The sequence below is a fragment of the Dankookia rubra genome, assembly GCF_004355005.1.
Lineage (GTDB): Bacteria > Pseudomonadota > Alphaproteobacteria > Acetobacterales > Acetobacteraceae > Paracraurococcus > Paracraurococcus ruber_A.
In genome coordinates this window covers 95,261-115,604 of the sequence record NZ_SMSJ01000001.1, presented here as the reverse complement: position 1 = coordinate 115,604, position 20,344 = coordinate 95,261, and the positions used below count along the sequence as shown (strand labels likewise).

At 67.6% G+C, this 20,344-nt stretch carries 21 protein-coding genes; 18 read left to right on the top strand and 3 right to left on the bottom strand.

Annotated elements, in window-relative coordinates; all coding sequences use genetic code 11:
* The first annotated feature begins 12 nt into the window (after window positions 1–12).
* The 13 genes from E2C06_RS00530 (at window position 13) to E2C06_RS00470 (ending at window position 16,566) form a co-directional block, all read left to right on the top strand.
* Window positions 13–1,596, top strand: a complete 1,584-nt coding sequence (locus E2C06_RS00530) for an ABC transporter substrate-binding protein (RefSeq protein ID WP_133286621.1) — start codon at window positions 13–15, stop codon at window positions 1,594–1,596.
* Window positions 1,593–3,170 carry an ABC transporter substrate-binding protein gene (locus E2C06_RS00525; protein WP_133286620.1) on the top strand — a complete coding sequence of 526 codons (1,578 nt, stop codon included), beginning with the start codon at window positions 1,593–1,595 and terminating at the stop codon, window positions 3,168–3,170. Before E2C06_RS00530 ends, E2C06_RS00525 begins: the two co-directional genes overlap by 4 nt.
* Window positions 3,171–3,320: 150 nt before the next feature.
* Complete coding sequence (locus E2C06_RS00520) at window positions 3,321–4,892, top strand: ABC transporter substrate-binding protein (protein WP_133286619.1); 1,572 nt, start codon at window positions 3,321–3,323, stop codon at window positions 4,890–4,892.
* Between the two features lie 73 nt (window positions 4,893–4,965).
* Entirely contained in the window at window positions 4,966–6,546 is a 1,581-nt protein-coding gene (locus E2C06_RS00515) for an ABC transporter substrate-binding protein (protein ID WP_133286618.1), read from the top strand.
* 175 nt (window positions 6,547–6,721) lie between these two features.
* Window positions 6,722–8,320 (top strand): ABC transporter substrate-binding protein, encoded by a 1,599-nt coding sequence (locus tag E2C06_RS00510; RefSeq protein ID WP_133286617.1) that lies wholly within the window; start codon window positions 6,722–6,724, stop codon window positions 8,318–8,320.
* Between the two features lie 18 nt (window positions 8,321–8,338).
* Window positions 8,339–9,280 (top strand): ABC transporter permease, encoded by a 942-nt coding sequence (locus tag E2C06_RS00505; protein ID WP_133286616.1) that lies wholly within the window; start codon window positions 8,339–8,341, stop codon window positions 9,278–9,280.
* Complete coding sequence (locus E2C06_RS00500; protein ID WP_133286615.1) at window positions 9,280–10,212, top strand: ABC transporter permease; 933 nt, start codon at window positions 9,280–9,282, stop codon at window positions 10,210–10,212. Before E2C06_RS00505 ends, E2C06_RS00500 begins: the two co-directional genes overlap by 1 nt.
* Window positions 10,213–10,216: 4 nt before the next feature.
* A complete protein-coding gene (locus E2C06_RS00495) occupies window positions 10,217–11,209 on the top strand; it encodes an ABC transporter ATP-binding protein (RefSeq protein ID WP_133286614.1) in 993 nt (330 codons plus the stop codon).
* Window positions 11,206–12,255 carry an ABC transporter ATP-binding protein gene (locus E2C06_RS00490; RefSeq protein WP_133286613.1) on the top strand — a complete coding sequence of 350 codons (1,050 nt, stop codon included), beginning with the start codon at window positions 11,206–11,208 and terminating at the stop codon, window positions 12,253–12,255. Before E2C06_RS00495 ends, E2C06_RS00490 begins: the two co-directional genes overlap by 4 nt.
* A 1-nt stretch (window position 12,256) precedes the next feature.
* Complete coding sequence (locus E2C06_RS00485) at window positions 12,257–12,565, top strand: hypothetical protein (protein ID WP_133286612.1); 309 nt, start codon at window positions 12,257–12,259, stop codon at window positions 12,563–12,565.
* Between the two features lie 114 nt (window positions 12,566–12,679).
* Entirely contained in the window at window positions 12,680–13,183 is a 504-nt protein-coding gene (locus tag E2C06_RS00480) for a (2Fe-2S)-binding protein (RefSeq protein ID WP_133286611.1), read from the top strand.
* 120 nt (window positions 13,184–13,303) lie between these two features.
* Window positions 13,304–15,688 carry a xanthine dehydrogenase family protein molybdopterin-binding subunit gene (locus tag E2C06_RS00475; protein WP_133286610.1) on the top strand — a complete coding sequence of 795 codons (2,385 nt, stop codon included), beginning with the start codon at window positions 13,304–13,306 and terminating at the stop codon, window positions 15,686–15,688.
* A gap of 83 nt (window positions 15,689–15,771) precedes the next feature.
* Window positions 15,772–16,566: an FAD binding domain-containing protein gene (locus E2C06_RS00470; RefSeq protein ID WP_133286609.1), complete on the top strand. Its 795-nt coding sequence runs from the start codon at window positions 15,772–15,774 to the stop codon at window positions 16,564–16,566.
* Between the two features lie 240 nt (window positions 16,567–16,806).
* On the opposite strand, the gene fliP is transcribed toward E2C06_RS00470, so the two are convergent.
* Genes fliP through E2C06_RS39110 form a run of 3 tightly spaced genes read right to left on the bottom strand, consistent with a single transcriptional unit; the run spans window position 16,807 to window position 18,036 of the window.
* Window positions 16,807–17,544: a flagellar type III secretion system pore protein FliP gene (gene fliP / locus E2C06_RS00465; RefSeq protein WP_133286608.1), complete on the bottom strand. Its 738-nt coding sequence runs from the start codon at window positions 17,542–17,544 to the stop codon at window positions 16,807–16,809.
* A complete protein-coding gene (locus E2C06_RS39115; protein ID WP_241671040.1) occupies window positions 17,541–17,804 on the bottom strand; it encodes a flagellar biosynthetic protein FliO in 264 nt (87 codons plus the stop codon). Before E2C06_RS39115 ends, fliP begins: the two co-directional genes overlap by 4 nt.
* A gap of 19 nt (window positions 17,805–17,823) precedes the next feature.
* Window positions 17,824–18,036, bottom strand: a complete 213-nt coding sequence (locus tag E2C06_RS39110) for a hypothetical protein (protein ID WP_241671039.1) — start codon at window positions 18,034–18,036, stop codon at window positions 17,824–17,826.
* Window positions 18,037–18,193: 157 nt separating this feature from the next.
* On the opposite strand from E2C06_RS39110, the gene E2C06_RS00455 reads away from it, so the two are divergent.
* The 5 genes from E2C06_RS00455 to E2C06_RS00435 are packed head-to-tail and all read left to right on the top strand — an operon-like array spanning window position 18,194 to window position 20,343.
* Window positions 18,194–18,586, top strand: coding sequence for a flagellar basal body rod protein FlgB (locus tag E2C06_RS00455; protein WP_133286606.1), 393 nt, complete (start codon window positions 18,194–18,196; stop codon window positions 18,584–18,586).
* Window positions 18,587–18,598: 12 nt separating this feature from the next.
* Window positions 18,599–19,006 (top strand): flagellar basal body rod protein FlgC, encoded by a 408-nt coding sequence (gene flgC / locus E2C06_RS00450; protein ID WP_133286605.1) that lies wholly within the window; start codon window positions 18,599–18,601, stop codon window positions 19,004–19,006.
* Window positions 19,006–19,302, top strand: a complete 297-nt coding sequence (locus E2C06_RS00445; protein ID WP_133286604.1) for a flagellar hook-basal body complex protein FliE — start codon at window positions 19,006–19,008, stop codon at window positions 19,300–19,302. The genes flgC and E2C06_RS00445 overlap by 1 nt, the downstream gene beginning before the upstream one ends.
* 4 nt (window positions 19,303–19,306) lie before the next feature.
* Window positions 19,307–19,585, top strand: a complete 279-nt coding sequence (locus E2C06_RS40175; RefSeq protein WP_133286603.1) for a flagellar biosynthetic protein FliQ — start codon at window positions 19,307–19,309, stop codon at window positions 19,583–19,585.
* Complete coding sequence (locus tag E2C06_RS00435) at window positions 19,582–20,343, top strand: flagellar biosynthetic protein FliR (RefSeq protein WP_241671038.1); 762 nt, start codon at window positions 19,582–19,584, stop codon at window positions 20,341–20,343. The genes E2C06_RS40175 and E2C06_RS00435 overlap by 4 nt, the downstream gene beginning before the upstream one ends.
* The last annotated feature ends 1 nt before the right edge of the window (window position 20,344 follow it).

The following is a 20,344-nucleotide window of genomic DNA, read 5'->3' as shown; positions in this document are numbered from 1 at the left end:
CGGGAGAAGGCGATGTATCGACGGAGTTTGCTGGCCGGCGCCGCTGCGGGCGCCGTACTACCCCGCTTTGCCGTTGGGCAGAGCGCGGGCAGCCGCATACTGAGATTCGTGCCACAGGCGAACCTGACCAGCCTGGACCCGATCTGGACCACGGCGAACGTCACCCGAAATCATGCTTGGTTGGTCTACGACGTACTCTACGGCATGGACGCGCAGTTCCGGCCGCAGCCGCAGATGGCGGCAGGTCATACGGTCGAAGATGACGGCCGTCTCTACATCATAACCTTACGTAGCGGCCTGAGGTTTCATGACGGCGAACCGGTGCGGGCACGGGACTGCGTCGCCAGCCTGAAGCGCTGGATGAAACGCAACTCGAACGGCCAGAAGCTGGAGCCGCTCGTGGCCGAGCTCAGCGCGCTCGACGACCAGCGGCTGCGGTTTCGGCTGACGCGGGCCTTCCCGCGGCTGATCCCTTCGCTCGCCAGCCCGTCCAACCCGGCCGCCTTCATCATGCCGGAGCGGATCGCGCAGACCGACGCCTTCCAGCAGATCAGGGAGACGGTCGGCAGCGGCCCCTTCCGCTTCCGCGCCGCCGAGTACAACTCCGGCAGCTTCGTCGCCTATGAGCGCAACGCGGCCTATGAGCCGGTCGCTTCCGGCACGCCGAGCCTGACGGCCGGGCCGAAGGTCGCGCATTTCGACCGGGTCGAGTGGCACATCATCACCGATGCGGCGACCGCCTCCTCGGCGCTGCAGACCGGCGAGGTCGACTGGTACGAGCAGCCGCCGCCGGAAATCCAGGCCCTGTTCCGCCGCAACCGGCAGATCGCGGTGGAGCCGATCGACAGCCTGCAGAATCCAGCCATCCTGCGCTTCAATCACCTGCATCCGCCCTTCAACGACAAGCGGATGCGCCAAGCGCTGCTGCCCGCGGTGTCGCAGGCCGACTACATGACGGCGATCGTCGGGCCCGACCCGGCGCTGTTCTCCGCCGAGATGGGTGCCTTCACCCCCGGTACGCCGCTGGCGACCGATGCGGGCATGGAGGTGCTGACAGGGCCGCGCAGCATCGAACGATCCAAGGCGATGCTGAAGGAGGCCGGCTACACCGACCAGCTGATCCGGCTGATCGGCCCGACCGATATCCTGGCGCCGGCGGCGATGACCCAGGTGGCGGGCGACATGTTCCGCCGGCTCGGCGTCAACCTCGACTTCGTGCTGACCGATTGGGGCAGCGTCGTACAGCGCCGCGCCAGCCGGGAACCGCTGGACAAGGGCGGCTGGAGCGTCTTCCTGACCGCCTTCGCCAGCTTCGAATTCGCCGACCCCTCCGGCAACTTCCCGCTGCGCGGCCATGGCAATGGCGCCTGGTTCGGCTGGCCGACGATCCCCCGCCTCGAGGAACTGCGCGATGCCTGGTTCGACGCACCGGACCTCGAGGCGCAGCGGCGGCTGGCGCGGGAGATCCAGCTGACCATGCTGGACGAGGTGCCCTATATCCCGGTCGGCTCCTATACCTCGATGACATCTTTCCGGCGCGACCTGACCGGACGCGTGCCGGGCTTTGCACTGTTCTGGAACATGCGGCGCACATGATCGCCCGGCGGGGGCTGCTGGCGGTAGGGGGCGCGCTGCTGGCGGCGCCAGCCTTTTCCCAGGCGCAGTCGCGGGTGCTGCGCTTCGTGCCGCAGGCCGATCTCGGCGGGCTGGACCCGATAGCGATCTCCTCCAACGTCATCCGCAATCATGGCTACATGGTCTGGGACACGCTCTATGGCGTGGACCATGCCTTCCGCACCCATCCGCAGATGGCCGCAGGGCACCTGCTCGAGGACGACGGCCGCACTTGCACCATTGCCCTGCGCGACGGGCTGCGCTTCCACGACGGGGAGCCGGTGCGGGCGGAGGACTGCGTCGTCTCGCTCCGCCGCTGGATGCGCCGCAGCCCGACGGGTCAGGTCCTGGCCGCGCGCACCGAGGAACTGGCGGCCCTCGACGACCTGCGCTTCCGCTTCCGGCTGAAGTCGCGCTTCCCGCTGCTGATCGACGCGCTGGCTGTGCCGTCCAACCCGCAGCCCTTCATCATGCCGGCGCGGCTGGCCGCGACCGATCCCTTCCAGCAGATCCGCGAGGCGATCGGCAGCGGGCCCTTCCGCTTCGTGAAGAGCGAGTTCCGCCAGGGCGCCCGCGCGGTCTGGGAGCGCAACCCGGACTACGTGCCTAGCCCGGGCGGCGGCAGCGGCCTGACCGCCGGACCCAAGGTGGTGCATGTCGACCGCGTCGAATGGACCATTATTCCCGACGCCGGCACCGCCGCTGCGGCGCTGACCGCCGGCGAGATCGACTGGCTGGAGCAGATGCCGGCCGAAATCCAGATGCTGCTCGGCCGCAACCGGAACCTGCTGCTCGAGCCCATCGACCCCATGCCGCTGCCGGGGCAGTTCCGCTTCAACCACCGCCAGCCGCCCTTCGACAACCCGGCGATCCGCCGCGCCTTCCTGCCGGGGATCAGCCAGGAGGATTTCATGACCGCCATCGTCGGGCCCGATCCGGCGAAATACGTCAAGGACATGGGGTTCTTCACCCCGGGCAGCCCCTTTGCCAGTGACGAGGCGCTCGAGCCGCTGAAAGGGCCTCGCAGCATCGAGCGGGCGAAGCAGGCGCTGAAGGCGGCCGGCTATAAGGGCGAGCTGGTGCGGCTGATCGGCACCACCGACATCGTCTCCACCACCGCCCAGGCGCAGGTGGCGGCCGACCTGCTGCGGCGGTTGGACGTCAACGCCGATGTGGTGCTGACGGATTGGGGCACTGTGGCGCAGCGGCGGATGAACAAGGGACCGCTCGACCAAGGTGGCTGGTCGATTGCCTGCTTTGCCACCTCGGGAATGGATTTCGTCAACCCGGTAACGCATCTGCAACTGCGTTCGGACGGCGCCAATGCGGCGCCCGGCTGGCCCGATCTGCCGGAGATCGAGGCATTGCGCGCCGCATGGCTGGAAGCGCCGGACCTGCCGGCGCAGCAGGCGATCGCACGACGTATCCAGGCGGCAGCGATGCAAGGCCTGCCGTATATTCCGACCGGGGCCTACTACTCGATCACTGCGCATCGGCGGAACCTGGTGGACCGGGTCCGGGGCTTTGCCATTTTTTGGGGTATCCGGAAAACCTGACGAAGGAAGATCAGGGAGGGGGAAGTCTGTCCTCCCCGCACCCCATCCATCCTCTCCAGGAGTCGGGACCCGACACATAAAACAGATGGAGAGTCCGGGGGAATGCCTTCTCCCCGACATTGCCACCTCGAAGCCGAATGGGAATCGCCGATGCACCGCCGCACCCTGCTCCAAGCCAGTCTCGCCGCACTGCCTGCTCCGGCCTTCGCGCAAGGTGCGGCCGCGCGCACGCTCCGCGTCATCCCGCAGGCCAACCTCACCAGCCTCGACCCGGTCTGGACCACGGCGGTTGTCACCCGAAACCACGCTTTCCTGGTCTACGATCAGCTCTGCGCCCAGGACGCCAAGGGTGAGATCCGGCCGCAGATGGCCGAGGGCTGGGTGATGGAGCAAGACGGGCTGGCCTGGACCTTCACCCTCCGCGACGGCCTTCGCTTCCACGATGGCGAGAAGGTGCTGGCCAAGGACTGCGTTGCCAGCATCAAGCGGTGGGCGCGGCGCGATCCCTTCGCCCAGGTGCTCTGGCCCGCGGTCGCCGAGGTCGAGGCGCTGGACGACCGGCGCTTCCGCTTCCGCCTGAACCGGCCCCTGCCGCTGCTGCTGATGGCGCTGGGCCAGACGCAATTCCCCTGCTTCATCATGCCGGAGCGCATCGCCAGCACCGATGCCTTCCAGCAGATCCGCGAGGCGGTGGGCAGCGGCCCCTTCCGCTTCGTCGCCAATGAATGGAATCCCGGCCAGCGGGCCGTCTGGGCCAAATTCGATGGCTACATCCCCCGGCAGGAGCCGGTGGATGGCTTGGCCGGCGGCCGCACGCCGCGCCTCAATCGGGTGGAGTGGACCATCATCTCCGATCCCGCCACTGCGGCCAATGCGATGACGACGGGCGAGCAGGACTACTGGGAATACCCGTTGCACGACCTGCTGCCGCTACTGCGGCGGAACCGGGAGGTGGTCGTGGAGCAGAGGCTGCTTGATGGCTTCTATGGCATCTGCCGCTTCAACCACCTGCAGCCGCCCTTCAACAATCCGGGCATCCGCCGCGCCGTCGCCATGGCGGTGGACCAGCGCGACTACATGCGCGCGGTGGCCGGCAACGAGAAGGACGGCTGGGAAGCCTGCGAGGGCGTCTTCACCTGCGGCACCCCGCTGGCCAACGAGGCGGGCAGCGAGATCCTGAAGGTGCGCAACATCGACCGCGCCCGCGCCGCGCTGAAGGAGGCCGGCTATGCGGGGGAGAAGGTGGTCCTGGTCGCCCCCGGCGACTATCCGCAGATCAATGCGCTCTCGCTGGTCACCGCCGATTTGCTGACCCGGCTCGGGATGAACCTCGAACTGGTCTCGACCGATTGGGGCACGCTGGTGCAGCGGCGGGTGAGCAAGGAGCCGGTGGAGAAGGGCGGCTGGAGCATCATCCACACAACCTCCTCCGGCCAGTCGCTGGCGCTGCCGGTCTACCACCTTTTTCTGCGCGCGAACGGCGCGAATGCCTGGTTCGGTTGGCCAAGCGACGCGGAGATTGAGCGGCTGCGCGGCGAGTGGCTGTCGGCGCCCGACCTGGCGACGCAGAAGCCGGTGGCCGAGGCGCTGAACCGCCGTGCGATGGAGGTGCTGCCCTATATCCCGCTTGGCTTTTACTGGCAGCCATCGGCCTGGCGCCGCAATGTGACCGGGGCCTTCCGTGCCCCGGCGACGGTGTTCTGGAACATGTCAAAGGCTTGATGCACGAGCTTCGGCAGCGCTAGGGACACGGTGCGCGGCGGCAGGGACCGCGGCGCTGCCGGAGATTAGAGCCATGCGCCGCCGCACCCTGCTGCAAGCCTCACCAGCCCTGCTCGCGTCGCCTGGTCTGGCTGCGGCGCAGAGCAGCGCGCGGACCCTGCGCTTCGTGCCGCAAGGCAACCTAGCGAATATCGACCCGATCTGGACCACCACGGTGATCGCGCGGAACCACGCGCTGATGGTCTACGACACGCTCTTCGGACTAGGCCAGGACTTTAAGCCGCGGCCGCAGATGGCGGCGGCGCACGAGGTCTCGGACGATGGCCTGACCCATCGCATCGCGCTGCGCGCCGACCTCCGTTTCCATGATGGCGAGCGCGTGACGGCGCGCGACTGCATCGCCTCCATCGCCCGTTGGTCGAAGCGGGACGTGCTGGGCCATCGGCTGAGCGCGCTGCTGCAGGAGATGCGCGCCACCGCCGGCGATCGCTTCGAGATCATCCTGAAGCAGCCCTGGCCCGGCTTGGTCTGGGCGCTCGGCAAGCCGTCCGCCAATCTGTGCGCCATCATGCCGGAATGGGTGGCGAAGACCGACGCGTTCCAGCAGATCACCGATTATACCGGCTCCGGCCCTTTCCGCTTCGTCGCCAAGGAATGGGTCCCGGGCAGCATCGCAGTCTACGAACGCCATGGCGCCTATGTGCCGCGCGACGAACCGGCGGATTTCCTCGCCGGCGGCAAGCAGGTGCATTTCGACCGGGTCGAGTGGCGGATCATGCCGGACCCGGCCACCGCCGCCGCGGCGCTGCAGAACAACGAAATCGATTGGTGGGAAACGCCGCTGGCGGATCTGCTGCCGGTGCTGCGCAAGCACAAGGAGATCACGGTGGCGGTGGTGAACACCGCCGGCGCGCTCGGCATGCTGCGCTTCAACCATCTGCACCCGCCCTTCGACGACCCAGCGATCCGACGCGCGCTCTTCCCGGCGATTGACCAGACAAGCTTCATGCAGGCCGCGCTCGGAGAAGACGCGGCATTGTGGCAGGTGCCGGCCGGTGCCTTCACGCCAGGCACGCCGCTGGCGAATGAGGCGGGTCTTGAGGCACTCACCAGCCCGCGCGACCTAGCGGCAGCGAAGCGCGCGCTGCGGGCGGCCGGCTACGATGGCCGCAAGGTGGTGCTGCTGGTCCCGACCGACTTCCCTCTGATCAACGGATTGGCTGAGGTCGCGGCCGATACGCTCCGTAGGATCGGCTTCAATGTCGACGCGCAGTCAATGGATTGGGGCACGCTGGTGCAGCGCCGGGCCAAGAAGGAAGCGCCGGAGCAGGGCGGCTGGAACATTTTCTGCACCACCTGGGAGGGACTCGATGTTTCCGTCCCCGGCAGCCACCAGCCGCTACGCGGCAACGGAGGGGATGGTTGGTTCGGTTGGTCCGCCAGCCCGAAGCGGGAGGCGCTGCGCGACGCCTGGTTCGCCGCGCCCGACCCGACGACTGAGAAGCAGATTGCCCGCGAGTTGCAGTCCCTGGTCTGGGAGGAGGCGCCTTTCGTCCCGCTAGGCCTGCTGCGACCGCCAATGGCCTATCGCCGGAGCCTGACCGGGGTGCTCACGGGCGGGCCGGCGCTGTTTTGGAACGTCCGCCGGGGTTGAACAGCGGGAATGCTGGCACGGGGCATGCAAGCTCGGCCACGGGATGTCGGGCCGGTCACCGCCCGGGCAGCCATGCGCCCCCGAAGGGTGCTGGCGCGCTGCCCAAAACTGAGGCAGGTTGGCCCGAAACCGGGCGCCTCAGCGGTTTGCCGGACGGGGCTGGGAGAGAGAGACCATGGATCGCAGGAACTTCTTAAGGGCCGGTACGGTGGCTGGCGGTGCGGCGATGTTCGGCGGCATGCCAGCACCCGCGCTGTCGCAGGGCGCCAGCGCCCGCACCCTGCGTTTCGTTCCGCAGGCAAACCTGGCGAATTTCGATCCGATCTGGGGGACGCAATACGTCGTCCGCAACGCAGCCGTCCTGGTCTGGGACACTCTTTATGGCTTCGACGACCAGCTTCGCCCGCAGCGCCAGATGGCCGAATCGGAGCAGGTTTCGGCCGATGGCCTGACCTGGGAGTTCCGCCTGCGGCCCGAACTGAAATTCCATGATGGCAGCCTGGTCCTGGCCAAGGACGTCGTCGCCAGCCTGACACGCTGGTCGGCGCGCGACTCGATGGGTTTGATGCTGAAGGCGCTGCAGCAGGACCTGATCGCGGTCGACGACCGCACGGTCCGCTGGGTGCTGAAGAAGCCCTACCCGAAGATGCTGATGGCGCTCGGCAAGAACTCCACGCCGATGGCTTTCATCATGCCGGAGCGGATCGCCAAGACCGATCCGTTCACGCAGATCACCGAATATGTCGGCTCCGGCCCAATGCGCTTTAAGCGCGACGAATGGGTCCCCGGCGCCAAGGCGGTGTTCGAGAAGTTTGCCGATTATGTGCCGCGCGAGGAGCCGGGCAGCTGGCTGGCCGGTGGCAAGCGCATGGGCGTCGACCGGATCGAATGGATGGTGATGCCCGATCCCGCTACCGCATCTGCAGCGCTGCAGAATGGTGAGGTTGACTGGTGGGAGAACCCTATCACCGACCTGGTCCCTCAGCTCAAGCGCAATCGGAACATCCGTGCCGATATTGCCGACCCGCTCGGCAATATCGGCACCTTCCGCATGAACCATCTGACCACGCCATTCAACAACCTGAAGGCGCGACAGGCGGTCATGGCGGCGCTGAGCCAGGAAGACTACATGCGCGCCCTGGTCGGCGACGACGACGCGATGTGGAAGAGGCTGCCGGGCTACTTCACCCCCGGCACGCCGCTCTACACCGAAAATGGCGGCGAAATCCTGAAGGGTCCGAACATGGACCTCGCCAAGCGGCTGCTGGCGGAGAGTGGCTATAGCGGCACGCCGGTCACCTGCGTCGTCGCGCAGGACCAGCCGATCACCAAGGCGCAAGGCGACGTGTCCGCCGACCTGCTGAAGCGGATCGGCTTCAACGTCGACTACGTGGCGACCGACTGGGGCACCACCGGGCAACGCCGCGCCATGAAGAACCCGGTCGGGCAGGGCGGCTGGTCCATGTTCCACAGTTGGCATGCCGGTGCCGACTGCATCAACCCGGCGGTCTACATCGCCATCCGCGGCAATGGCGACAAGGCTTGGTTCGGCTGGCCGGACGTCCCGGCGGTGGAAGCCGAGGTGACCAACTGGTTCGAGGCGCCGGACCTGGCGACGGAGAAGGCGGCGATCGCCCGGCTGAACAAGGCCGCGGTGGACAATGCGCTCTATGTGCCGACCGGCTTCTTCCTCGGCTACCAGGCCTGGCGGTCGAATGTCTCGGGGGTAGTAAAGGGACCACTGCCCTTCTTTTGGGGCGTGTCGAAGTCCTGACGGTAAGAAAGTAGCGCAATGTTCGCCTATGTGATCCGCCGCGTTCTGGCGACCATCCCGGTGATGGCGCTGGTCGCATTGTTCGTTTTCTCTCTGTTGTACATCGCGCCCGGCGACCCGGCGGCGGTGATCGCCGGCGACCAGGCGACCCCGCAGGATGTGGAGCGGATCCGGGCCTCGCTCGGCCTCGATCGTCCCTTCCTGATCCGCTTCGGCGAATGGGTCTGGAACATCCTGAACGGCGACATGGGCGTCTCGATCTTCACCAACCTGCCGGTCACGACGATGATCCAGCAGCGGATCGAGCCGACGCTGTCGCTGATGATCCTGACGCTGATCCTGGCCGTCAGCATCGCCGTGCCGATGGGCGTGGTGGCGGCCTGGAAGCAGGGCACGCTGATCGACCGTGCGGTGATGGGCTTCGCGGTGCTGGGCTTCTCCGTCCCGGTCTTCGTCGTCGGCTATCTGCTGGCCTATGTCTTCGCTCTGGAACTCGATTGGCTGCCGGTTCAGGGCTATACCGCCTTCAAGGTCGGCTTCTTCCCTTGGTTGGAGAACCTGATCCTGCCGTCGGTCGCGCTGGGCGGTGTCTATATCGCGCTGATCGCCCGCATCACGCGGGCGACCATGCTCGAGGTGCTGCAGCAAGACTACATCCGCACGGCGCGTGCCAAGGGCGCCGGACAGTCGAACATCCTCTTCCTGCATGCCCTCAAGAACGCGGCCGTGCCGATCGTCACCGTGATCGGCATTGGCATCGCGCTGCTGATTGGCGGCGCGGTAGTGACGGAGAGCGTCTTCGCCATCCCCGGCCTCGGCCGGCTGACGGTGGATGCAATCCTGCGCCGCGACTACCCGGTCATCCAGGGCGTCGTGCTGCTATTCAGCTTCGTCTACGTCCTGGTGAACCTGCTCATCGACCTCGCCTACACCCTGTTTGACCCGAGGATCCGGTACTGATGGCCTCTGCGACCGTCCTGTCCCCGATCGAGGCCGCGGCGCCCGAGGGCTACGCCGCCGCCGCCCCGCTGCCGGACGTGCTGCCGCCGGTGAAGCCGCGCAAGGGCTTCATCGGTTTCCTCCGCCGCAACCCAACCATGGCGATCGGCGGCTTTCTCCTGCTGCTGATGCTGTGCGTCGCGGTCTTCGCGCCGCTGCTCTGGACCGTCGATCCGACCGCGCTTGCCCCTGCGAAGCGGACACGGGAGCCGTCTGCGCTCTATTGGTTCGGCACCGACATGCTGGGCCGCGACGTCTATTCGCGCGTGTTGTTCGGCGCCCGCGTCTCGCTGCTGGTGGGCTTCTCGGTAGCCATCCTGGCTTCCGTCATCGGCATGGCGATTGGCATGATCTCCGGCTATGTCCGGCTGGCCGACAGCATCATCATGCGGGTGATGGACGGGCTGATGTCCATCCCGCCCATCCTGCTGGCCATCGCGCTGATGGCGCTTACCCGCGGGTCCGTGCAGAACGTCATCATCGCCATCACCATCGCCGAGATCCCCCGCGTCTCGCGGTTGGTGCGCGGCGTGGTGCTGTCGCTGCGCGAGCAGCCCTATGTCGAGGCGGCGGTCGCCGCCGGGACCCGCACGCCGATGATCATCTGGCGCCACATCCTGCCCAATACCCTCGCGCCGATCACGGTGCAGGCCACCTATATCTGTGCCGCGGCGATGATCACCGAGGCCATCCTGTCCTTCATCGGTGCCGGCACGCCACCGATCATCCCTTCCTGGGGAAACATCATGGCGGAGGGCCGGGCGCTCTGGCAGGTTAAGCCCTACATCGTCTTCTTCCCGGCGATCTTCCTGTCCATCACCGTGCTCGCGGTGAACCTGCTCGGCGATGGCTTGCGTGACGCGCTCGACCCCCGCATGGCCAAGAGGCTCTGATCCGATGGCACTTCTCGAGGTCGACAACCTGCAGACCCATTTCCGCACGCCGGACGGGGTCAATCGCGCCGTGGACGGCGTCACCTTCCACGTCAATGCCGGCGAGACGCTGGCGATCGTCGGCGAGAGCGGCTGCGGCAAGTCCGTCACCGCCATGTCGATCCTGCGGCTGATCCCGGAGCCGCCTGGCAAGATCGCCGGTGCCATTCGCTTCGAAGGCCGCGACCTGCTGAAATGCTCGGACCGCGAGATGCGCGACATCCGCGGCAACGAAATCAGCATGATCTTCCAGGAACCGATGACTTCGCTGAACCCGGTGCTGACCGTGGGGCGGCAGATCGGCGAGACGCTGCGACTGCACCAGGGCCTCTCGGCCCAGCAAGCCGAGGCGAAGGCGGTCGAGATGCTGACCCTCGTCGGCATACCGGAGCCGGGGCGTCGCGTGCGGGAATACCCGCACCAGCTCTCGGGTGGCATGCGGCAGCGGGTGATGATCGCCATCGCCCTGGCCTGCAACCCGAAGCTGCTGATCGCGGACGAGCCCACCACCGCGCTCGACGTCACCATCCAGGCGCAGATCCTGGAGCTGATGCGCGACCTGAAGCACCGCGTCGGCGCCGCCATCGTCCTCATCACTCACGACCTCGGCGTAGTGGCGGAGGTCGCGGAGCGGGTGATCGTCATGTATGCCGGCCGGAAGGTCGAGGAGGCGGCGGTCGGGCCGCTGTTCAACAGCCCGAAGCATCCCTACACCCAGGGCCTGCTCGGCTCGATGCCGAAGCTCGGCTCCTCGCTGCATGGGACCGAGACACGGCTGGCCGAAATCCCCGGCCTGGTGCCGAGCCTGAAGCAGAAGATCCCCGGCTGCGTCTTCGCCGGCCGCTGCCCCAGGGTGACCGATCTTTGCCGCCAGGTGGCGCCGGCGCTGGAGGAAAAGGCGCCCGGCCATGTGGCGGCCTGCCATTACGCCATCAAGGAAGGAGCGATCGCGGCATGAGTGCGTCGGCTGCGCGGCTTCTCGAAGTCACTGGTCTCAAGAAGCACTTTCCTCTCAAGGGTGGCCTCCTCGGGGGCACCACGGGCTATGTCTACGCCGTCGACGGCGTTTCCTTCCACATTTCCCGAGGCGAGACCCTGTCGCTGGTTGGCGAATCGGGCTGTGGCAAATCCACCGTGGGGAAGGCGGTCCTGCGGCTGTTCGACATCACCGATGGCCAGGTGGTGCTCGATGGCAAACGGATCGACGACCTCTCGCCCGCCGCGCTGCGGCCCATGCGGCGCCGCGTCCAAGTGGTGTTCCAGGATCCGTTTTCCTCGCTCAACCCGCGCATGCGGGTACGGGACATCCTGGCCGAGCCGATCCGCAATTTCGGCCTGGCCAGGGACTCGAAGGACCTGGACGAACGCGTCGCCAAGCTGATGGACACCGTCCGCCTGCCGCGCGATGCCGTGAACCGCTGGCCGCACGAGTTCAGCGGCGGCCAGCGCCAACGAATCGGCATCGCCCGGGCGCTGGCGGCTGAGCCCGACCTGATCGTCTGCGACGAGGCCGTGTCGGCGCTCGACGTCTCTGTGAAGGCGCAGATCGTCAATTTGCTGCAGGATCTGCAGACCGAACTCGGCTTGGCGATGCTCTTCATCAGCCACGACCTTGCTATCGTCGAGCACATGACGCATCGCGTGGCTGTCATGTATCTCGGCAAGATCGTCGAGGTGGCACCCAAGCGCGGCCTATTCGCCGCGCCGAAGCATCCCTACACGGAGGCGCTGCTCTCCGCCGTGCCGGTTCCCACGCCGGGTGCGGCACGAACGCGCATCATCCTGAAGGGCGATGTGCCGAGCCCGATCAACCCGCCCAAGGGTTGTCGCTTCCATACCCGTTGCCCCTATGCCTTCGACCGTTGCCGGATGGAGGAGCCGAAGCTCAACCATCTGGCGACGGCCCTGGATGCAGGCCATGTCGCGGCCTGCCACCTGCACGACCGGCCCGAGGCCGAGAACCCGCTTGCCGTGGCCAAGGGGGCGGCGCTGATCGCCGCCTGAGATGGCGGCGGGGCCGGTCCTGGTCGAGGCTCGCGAACGCCGCAGCCTGTTCGGCCGCATGGTGAAGCGCGCCTTCTGGTGGTTCCAGGCCACCATGGTGCTGGGCGGCCTGGGCACCTGCGCGGCAATCGGTCCTTTCGTGACCGGCCCGGACCCCGAGGTTGCGGCCGGCGCCGGGATGTTCGGCGCCATGGCACTCGGAACGATCTGGGTCTTCTGGCCGCTGGGCACCCTGGTGCTCGGCCTGCTGGTGCTGGCAACCCGCGGCCGCAAACGGTTGATCCCGCTGCCGGGGTCCGGGTCCGGCTAAACCTGCCGCCTTCGTATCATGGGCACCGCGGCAACGCTTGACGGAAGCCTGGGGCAAGGCAACCTTTGTGCCGATACGCGGCCCATCGGCCGCTGCCACCGGGGGAGACGCGGGATGCCGCAAGTCACACTGACCGTGAACGGGACCACCCACACGGCCGAGGTCGAAGGCCGCACGCTGCTCGTGGAGCTGCTGCGCGAGACACTGCGCCTGACCGGCACCCATGTCGGCTGCGATACCAGCCAATGCGGCGCCTGCGTGGTACACGTGGACGGGGCGAGCGTGAAGTCCTGCACCATCCTCGCGCTGCAGGCCAATGGCGCGCAGGTCACCACGATCGAGGGTCTTGCCAAGGCCGACGGCGCGCTGCACCCGATGCAGGAAGCGTTCCGCGAATACCACGCCCTGCAATGCGGCTTTTGCACGCCGGGCATGGTCATGTCTGCCATCGACTTGGTGCAGAAGCATCCCGATGGCATGTCGGAGAAGGAAATCCGCGAAGGTCTCGAGGGCAACCTCTGCCGCTGCACGGGCTACCACAACATCGTCAAGGCAATCGCCGCGGCGCAGGATGTGATGCACGGCCGCCGCGCCGAACTGGCCCCCGCAGCCGAATAGGTCCCGGCGGGCGCGCCCGACGCGCCCCGTCCGGCGAATACAAAAAAAGATTGGGAACGCCCCGGGCCGTGCGGGCTGGCCGCCCTGGCAGGGCAAATCCCACGCCTGGGAGGCATTGCAATGGACGTGGTGACACCCTTCGAAGGCATCGGTGCGAGCGTCAGGCGCAAGGAGGACCTGCGCTTCCTCTCCGGCCGCGGCCAATACACGGACGACATCAACCGCCCCAACCAGACCTACGCCTATATCCTCCGCTCTCCGCATGCGCATGCGCGGATCGCCGGCATCGACTTCGCCGCGGCAAGGTCGATGCCGGGCGTGGTGGCGATCTTCACCGGCGCGGACATGCCTGACCTCGGCGGAATCCCCTGCGGCTGGCAGATCCACAACAAGGATGGCTCGCCGATGGCCGAGCCGATGCATCCAGTTCTGGCCGTCGGGAAGGTGCGCTTCGTCGGCGATGCGGTCGCCGTAGTGATCGCCGAATCGCGGACCCAGGCCAAGGACGCCGCCGAGGCCATCAACGTCGATTACGACGTTCTGCCGGCCGTGGCCGGCGTCGAAGCGGCGATCGCCCCCGGCGCGCCGAACGTGCATGACGATGTCCCCGGCAATGTCTGCTACGACTGGCATATCGGTGACTCCGCGGTGAATGCCACGGCCTTCGCCGGTGCCAGCAAGGTCATCGAGTTCGACCTGGTGAACAACCGGCTGGTGCCGAATGCGATGGAGCCGCGCGCGGCGATCGGCGACTTCGACCGCACCACGGACGAATACACGCTCTTCACCACCAGCCAGAACCCTCATGTGATCCGGTTGCTGATGGGCGCCTTCGTGCTGCACCTGCCGGAACACAAGCTGCGCGTGGTGGCGCCCGATGTCGGCGGCGGCTTCGGCAGCAAGATCTTCCACTATGCCGAGGAGGCGATCGTCACCTGGGCCGCTGGTAAGGTCTGCCGCCCGGTGAAATGGACCGCCGACCGGACCGAGAGCTTCCTCACCGACGCGCATGGCCGCGACCACGTCACCAAGGCGCGGCTCGCGCTCGACGCGAACGGCAAGTTCCTCGCGCTGCACGTGCAGACGCTGGCGAACATGGGCGCCTACCTGTCAACTTTTGCCACCAGCGTGCCGACCTATCTCTACGCCACGCTGCTGTCCGGCGTGTACACCACGCCGACCGTCTATGCCGAGGTGAAGGCGGTCTTCACCAACACCGTTCCGGTCGATGCCTATCGTGGCGCGGGCCGGCCGGAGGCGACCTTCCTGCTGGAACGGCTGGTGGATGTCGCCGCGCGGGAGACCGGGATCGACCGGGTCGAGATCCGCCGCCGCAACTTCATCCCGGCGGATGCCTTCCCCTACCAGACGCCGGTGGCGCTGCAGTATGACAGCGGCGACTACAAGGCGACGCTGGACATGGGTCTTGAAGCGGCCGGCTGGGCGGAGTTCGAGCAGCGCCGGGCCGAGGCTAAGGCGCGCGGCAAGCTGCGCGGCATCGGGATCTCCACCTATGTCGAGGCCTGTGGCATCGCGCCGTCGGCCGTTGTCGGCTCGCTCGGCGCCCGCGCCGGACTGTACGAGGTGGGCACCATCCGCGTCCACCCGACCGGCAGCGTCACCGTGCTGACCGGTACCCACAGCCACGGCCAGGGGCATGAGACGACACTGGCGCAGCTAGTCACCGACCGGCTGGGGGTGCCCTTGGCGCAGGTGGACATCGTCCATGGCGACACCGCCAAGATCCCCTTCGGCATGGGCACCTATGGGTCCCGGTCGCTGGCGGTCGGCGGCAGCGCCATGGTCAAGGCGATGGACAAAATCGTCATGAAGGCCCGCAAGATCGCCGCTCACTTGATGGAGGCCTCGGTCGAGGATGTCGAGTTCGACCGCGGCACCTTCCGTGTCGCCGGCACCGATAAGACCAAGTCCTGGGGCGAGATCGCGCTCACGGCCTATGTTCCGCACAATTACCCGATCGAGGAGCTGGAACCTGGCCTCGACGAAACCGCTTTCTACGACCCGAAGAACTTCACCTATCCCGGTGGCTGCCACATCTGCGAGGTGGAGATCGAGCCGGAGACCGGCCAAGTCACGGTGGTCAACTTCACCGCCGTGGACGATGTCGGCCGGGTCATCAACCCGATGATCGTCGAGGGCCAGGTCCAAGGCGGCGTCTGCCAGGGCATCGGCCAGGCGTTGCTTGAATCGGCGATCTATGACGAGAATGGCCAGCTGCTCTCGGCCAGCTTCATGGACTACCAGATGCCGCGGGCGGAGGACCTGCCGCCCGTCTCGGTCGCCACTCACACCACGCTCTGCACCCACAACCCTCTCGGAGTGAAGGGCTGCGGCGAGGTCGGCGCCATCGGTTCACCGCCCGCAGTCATCAATGCCGTGGTCGATGCGCTGAAGGAATACGGCGTCCGGCATATCGAGATGCCGGCGACCCCCGCCAAGATCTGGAACATTATCAACGCTGGCCATAAGCTGGCCGCCGAATAGCGGGAGTGCCTGCCGGCCGATCGCTGGAGGGCGTGAGCCCGGAAGCGTGAACCGGCCGGCGAATGACCAAGGGGAGTTCAGAGATGTACGATTTCGCCTATCACAAGCCGACTTCTGTCGCCGATGCGGTCAAGATCCTCTCCGCGGACCCGGATGCCCGGCCGATCTCCGGTGGGCAGACCCTGCTGCCGGCGCTGAAGCACAGGCTGAACAAGCCAACCTCGGTGGTCGACCTGTCCGGCATCGCCGAGCTGAAGGGCATCAAACGCAACGGTGACACGCTCGTCATCGGCGCGCTAGCGAAGCATGTCGAAGTGTCGAACAGCCCCGAGGTGAAAGCCGCAATCCCGGCACTTGCGATGATGGCCGGCACCATTGGCGACACACAGGTGCGCAACCGCGGCACGATCGGCGGCAGCGTTGCCAACAATGACCCGGCGGCGGATTACCCCTCGGCGGTGCTTGGCCTGGGCGCCACCGTCGTCACCGACAAGCGCCGGATTGCGGCCGATGATTTCTTCCAGGGCATGTTCACCACGGCGCTCGAGCCGGGCGAGCTGCTTGTGGCGATCGAGTTTCCGATCCCCGAAAAGGCTGGCTACGCCAAGATGCGCAACCCCGCCAGCCGTTACGTCATGGCCGGCGTCTTCGTCGCCAAGACGACGTCGGGCGTGCGCGTTGTGGTCAACGGCGCCGGCCCGGGGGTGTTTCGGCAGGCCGAGATGGAAAAGGCGCTCTCGGCCAGTTGGTCGGAAGCCGCGGTTGCCGGGATAAAGCAGTCGGCCGACGGGCTGAATGGCGACATCCATGGCAGCGCCGAGTACCGCGCGCACCTCGTCACCGTGATGGCCAAGCGCGCCGTCGCCGCGGCGGGCTGAACCAGGGTCGGCGTCGGCCCTGCCGGGATTTCTCCCGGTTGGGGCGGTGCTGCCCGCCACGCACAGCGCACGGGGGCAGGCCGGCGGCCAGCCGGATCATCGGGTTGGCCGATCACTTGGCTTGCCTTGAGCGCCGGTGATCACGTGTGCCGCCGCGGCATCCGGCGTGCGGCTGGGCTTTGCTCTTGCACTGGCGGACGCCGGGAAGGATGGTGCTCGCCGTGATTCCGGCAGTGCCCATCACCCGAAGCCTTGCACCAGGCTGCCCGCCACCAACCGCCAGCCATCCACCAACACGAAGAAGATTAGCTTGAAGGGCAGTGCCACCACGTTTGGTGGCAACATCATCATGCCCAGTGACATGAGCAGGCTCGCGACCACCATGTCGAGCACGAGGAAGGGCAGGAAGAGCAGGAAGCCGATCTCGAAGGCCCGCTTCAGCTCGCTGACCAGAAAGGCAGGCAGCAGGGCGCGCCAGGGGATCTGCTCGGGTGCTGCGCCCTCCGACACCGGCGGCAGTTTTGCAAGGTCGAGGAAGAGCGACAGGTCGGCATCGGTGACCTGCGCCGCCATGAAGCGGCGGAAAGGCTCGGCGGCAGCCTGCAGCCCGTCCAGCTCGCCGGTGCGTCCCTGCATCAGCGGTTCGAGGCCGGCGGTCCAGCTCTGCTCCATCACCGGCTGCATGACGAAGAGCGTCAGGAACAGTGCCAAGCCGACCAGCGCCGGGTTCGGCGGCACCCCCTGCGCGCCGATGGCGCTCCGCAACAGGGACAGGACGATGACGATGCGGGTGAAGGCCGTGGCCATCACCAGCAGCGAGGGGGCGAGTGAGAGCAGGCCGACTAGTGCGGTGAGCTGCACCAGGCGCGATGTCGCGCCCGGCTGCCCGGCGGCGCCGAGGTCGATGCTTAAGCTCTGGGCGGCGGCAGGCAGCGCGGCCCCGAGGAGCAGCAAAGCGGCAAGCGTCAGGCGCCTCATGCTACAGGCCGCTCCGGCTGCCAGCCGAGTACCACATCCTGGCCGCCGCCGGTCAGCAGCAGCAACTCGCGCCCGTCGTATCTGACCAGCACCAGGCGGCGGCGCGCGTCGAGCGCGATGATTTCAGCTACCTCGAGGCGTCGTCCGGGCCGGCCCTGCGCCTTGCCCCGGCGTAGCGCCTGGCCACCAAGCCAAAGCGGGATCGTCAGCGCGGCCAAGGCGCCGAAGGCCTTCAGCAAACTATTTGTTTCGAGGATCAAGGAGCGGCCTCCTGCCGGCTTAGGTATGAGGTCGGGGTGATGCGAGGGCGGCGCCGAGGCTCTCCACGTCCGCCAGTAGGGCGACCAGGGCGGGCAGCAACGGCCGCGCCGTCTCGACCGGCAGCATGGCAATGGCGGCACAAAGGGCGGCCGCGCCGGCATCGAGTCCGGTAAGGTCGACCTGCCGGCCGGCTTCGACCAGGGCTCGGGCGACCAGGAGGGTGCCCCGCATGGATTCGATCGCGGCGTGGGAGGTGGCGGGGTCTGGAACAGCCATCCGCGCAGTCTGGCCGCCGAGGGATTAAGGAAGCCTCGCCGCCGAGGCGGGTTTGGCCGCGCGGGATGACAGGCTTAACCCAATCTTTGCCTGTCGCCCGCCAGGATGCGGCATGGACCCGTCGCAGAGAGCCCCCGTTGCCCTCGCCGAGCGCCGGCTGGCCTGGCTGGATGCCAGGCAGCGCGTGCTGTCGCAGAACATCGCGCATGCGGATACGCCGGGCTACCGGCCGCGCGACCTGCCGGATTTTGCCAGCTTGGTGCAGCGCGGGGGCGCTCTGTCGGTCGGCCTGGCCCGCACCGACCCGCACCACTTGGCCGCGTCGCGCGATCCACGGGCGCGGGTGGACCGCATGGCGGTGGATACCACGCCGAATGGCAATGCCGTGTCCCTGGACCGGGAGGCGATGAAGGTTGCCGATACGGACAGCGCGCATGCTCTGACAATCGGGCTGCATCGCCGCTGGCTCGGGCTGTTCCGCACCGCGCTGGGCCGGACGCAATAGGAGGGGGAACGAATGGATCTTGAAAAAGCGCTGCGCGTATCGGCCGCCGGCATGACGGCGCAGTCCACCCGGCTGCGGGTGGTGGCGGAGAACCTCGCCAACCGCGACAGCACCGGCGATGCGCCGGGTGCCGATCCCTTCCGGCGCAAGACCGTCACATTTGCCGCCAGGATGGACCGCGCTCTGGCCGCGGAAACGGTGGAGGTGCGGCGGATCGGCACCGCCGCCGGCGACTTCCCCGAGGTGTACGACCCCGGCCATCCCGCCGCCGATGCGCGGGGCTACGTCAAGCGCCCGAATGTCGACAGCTTGGTCGAGATGATGGACATGCGCGAGGCGCAGCGAAGCTACAGCGCCAACCTCTCGGTGCTGGAGGTTACCCGCGGCATGCTGACCCGGACGATTGAGGCGCTGCGCTGATGCCGCCGATTCTCGCTCCTGTGCAAGCGGCCGCCGCGTACCAAGCGGCGCAGGCACAGGCCGGCGCCGGCATGGAGGGTAGCGATTTCGGCGCCACCTTGCAGCGGGCCATGCAGGATGCAGTCGATCTCGGCCGGTCCGCGGATGCTGTCAGCACCCAGGCGTTGCTCGGTCAAGGCAGCGTCACGGATGTGGTCCTGGCAGTCTCGCGGGCGGAATTGGCGCTGCAGACCGCCACCACACTGCGCGACAAGGTTGTGGCCGCCTACCAGGATGTCATGCGCATGCCAATCTAGCGTGATGGCTGACGACCCGACCACGCTGGCGCTGCGCGAGGCGCTGTGGCTGGCCCTGCACTTGGCCTGGCCGCCGCTGCTGGCCATGCTGGCCATCGGCCTCGTCATTTCCGTGCTGCAGGCCGTCACCCAGATCCAGGAAGCGACGCTCGCCTTTCTGCCCAAGGTCGTCGTGATGGCGGCGGTGCTGCTGCTGACCGGCCCGGCTATGACGGTCGCGATGCAGGGCTACGCCGCGCAGCTCTTTACCCGAATCGTAGCCTTGGGCGGCGCGACCCGGTGATCGAGCCACTGCCCGACGTGATCTTCCAGGCGGTGCTGGTGCTGGCGCGTATCGGCGGCGCGGTGATGTTGCTGCCCGGACTCGGCGCCCCGGAGGTGCCGGGAACGATCCGCCTCGCCCTGGTGCTGGCGCTGACCGCGCTGGTGCTGCCTTTGGTGCAGACCGGTCTGCCGCCGCTGCCGGCCGAATTGCCCGAGATGCTGCGGCTACTGGCGTTGGAGACCGTGACCGGTCTCTGGCTCGGCCTGCTGGCGCGGCTAATCGAACTGGCGCTGGCCCAGGCGGGGCAGGTCATGGCACTGATGGTCGGCCTCGCCAGCCCATTGCAGGCCGATCCTGTGATCGGCGCGCAGGGCACCGCGCTGTCGCGGCTTTTCGGCTTGGCGGCGACGGTGCTGGTGCTGGCGACCGGGCTCTATGCCTTGCCGCTGCGCGCCCTGGCAGAAAGCTACGCGACGCTGCCGGTGGGCGCGGCCGCGGCCGTCGTCGGCCAGGCCGCGGCGGTGGCGCAGGCCGTGGCGGATAGCCTGTCGCTGGCGCTCCGCCTGGCGGCACCCTTGGTGCTGGCCTCAATCCTCGGCCAGTTCGCGCTCGGCCTGCTGGCGCGATTGGCGCCGCAGGTGCCGGTCTTCATGGTTGCCGCGTCGGGACAGATCCTGGCCGGGCTACTGCTGGCAGCGCTGCTGCTGCCCATCCTGCTCGGCGCCTGGATCACCGCTGCGCGGGACAGCTTCCTGGCCCTGCCGGGGTTGCCCTGAG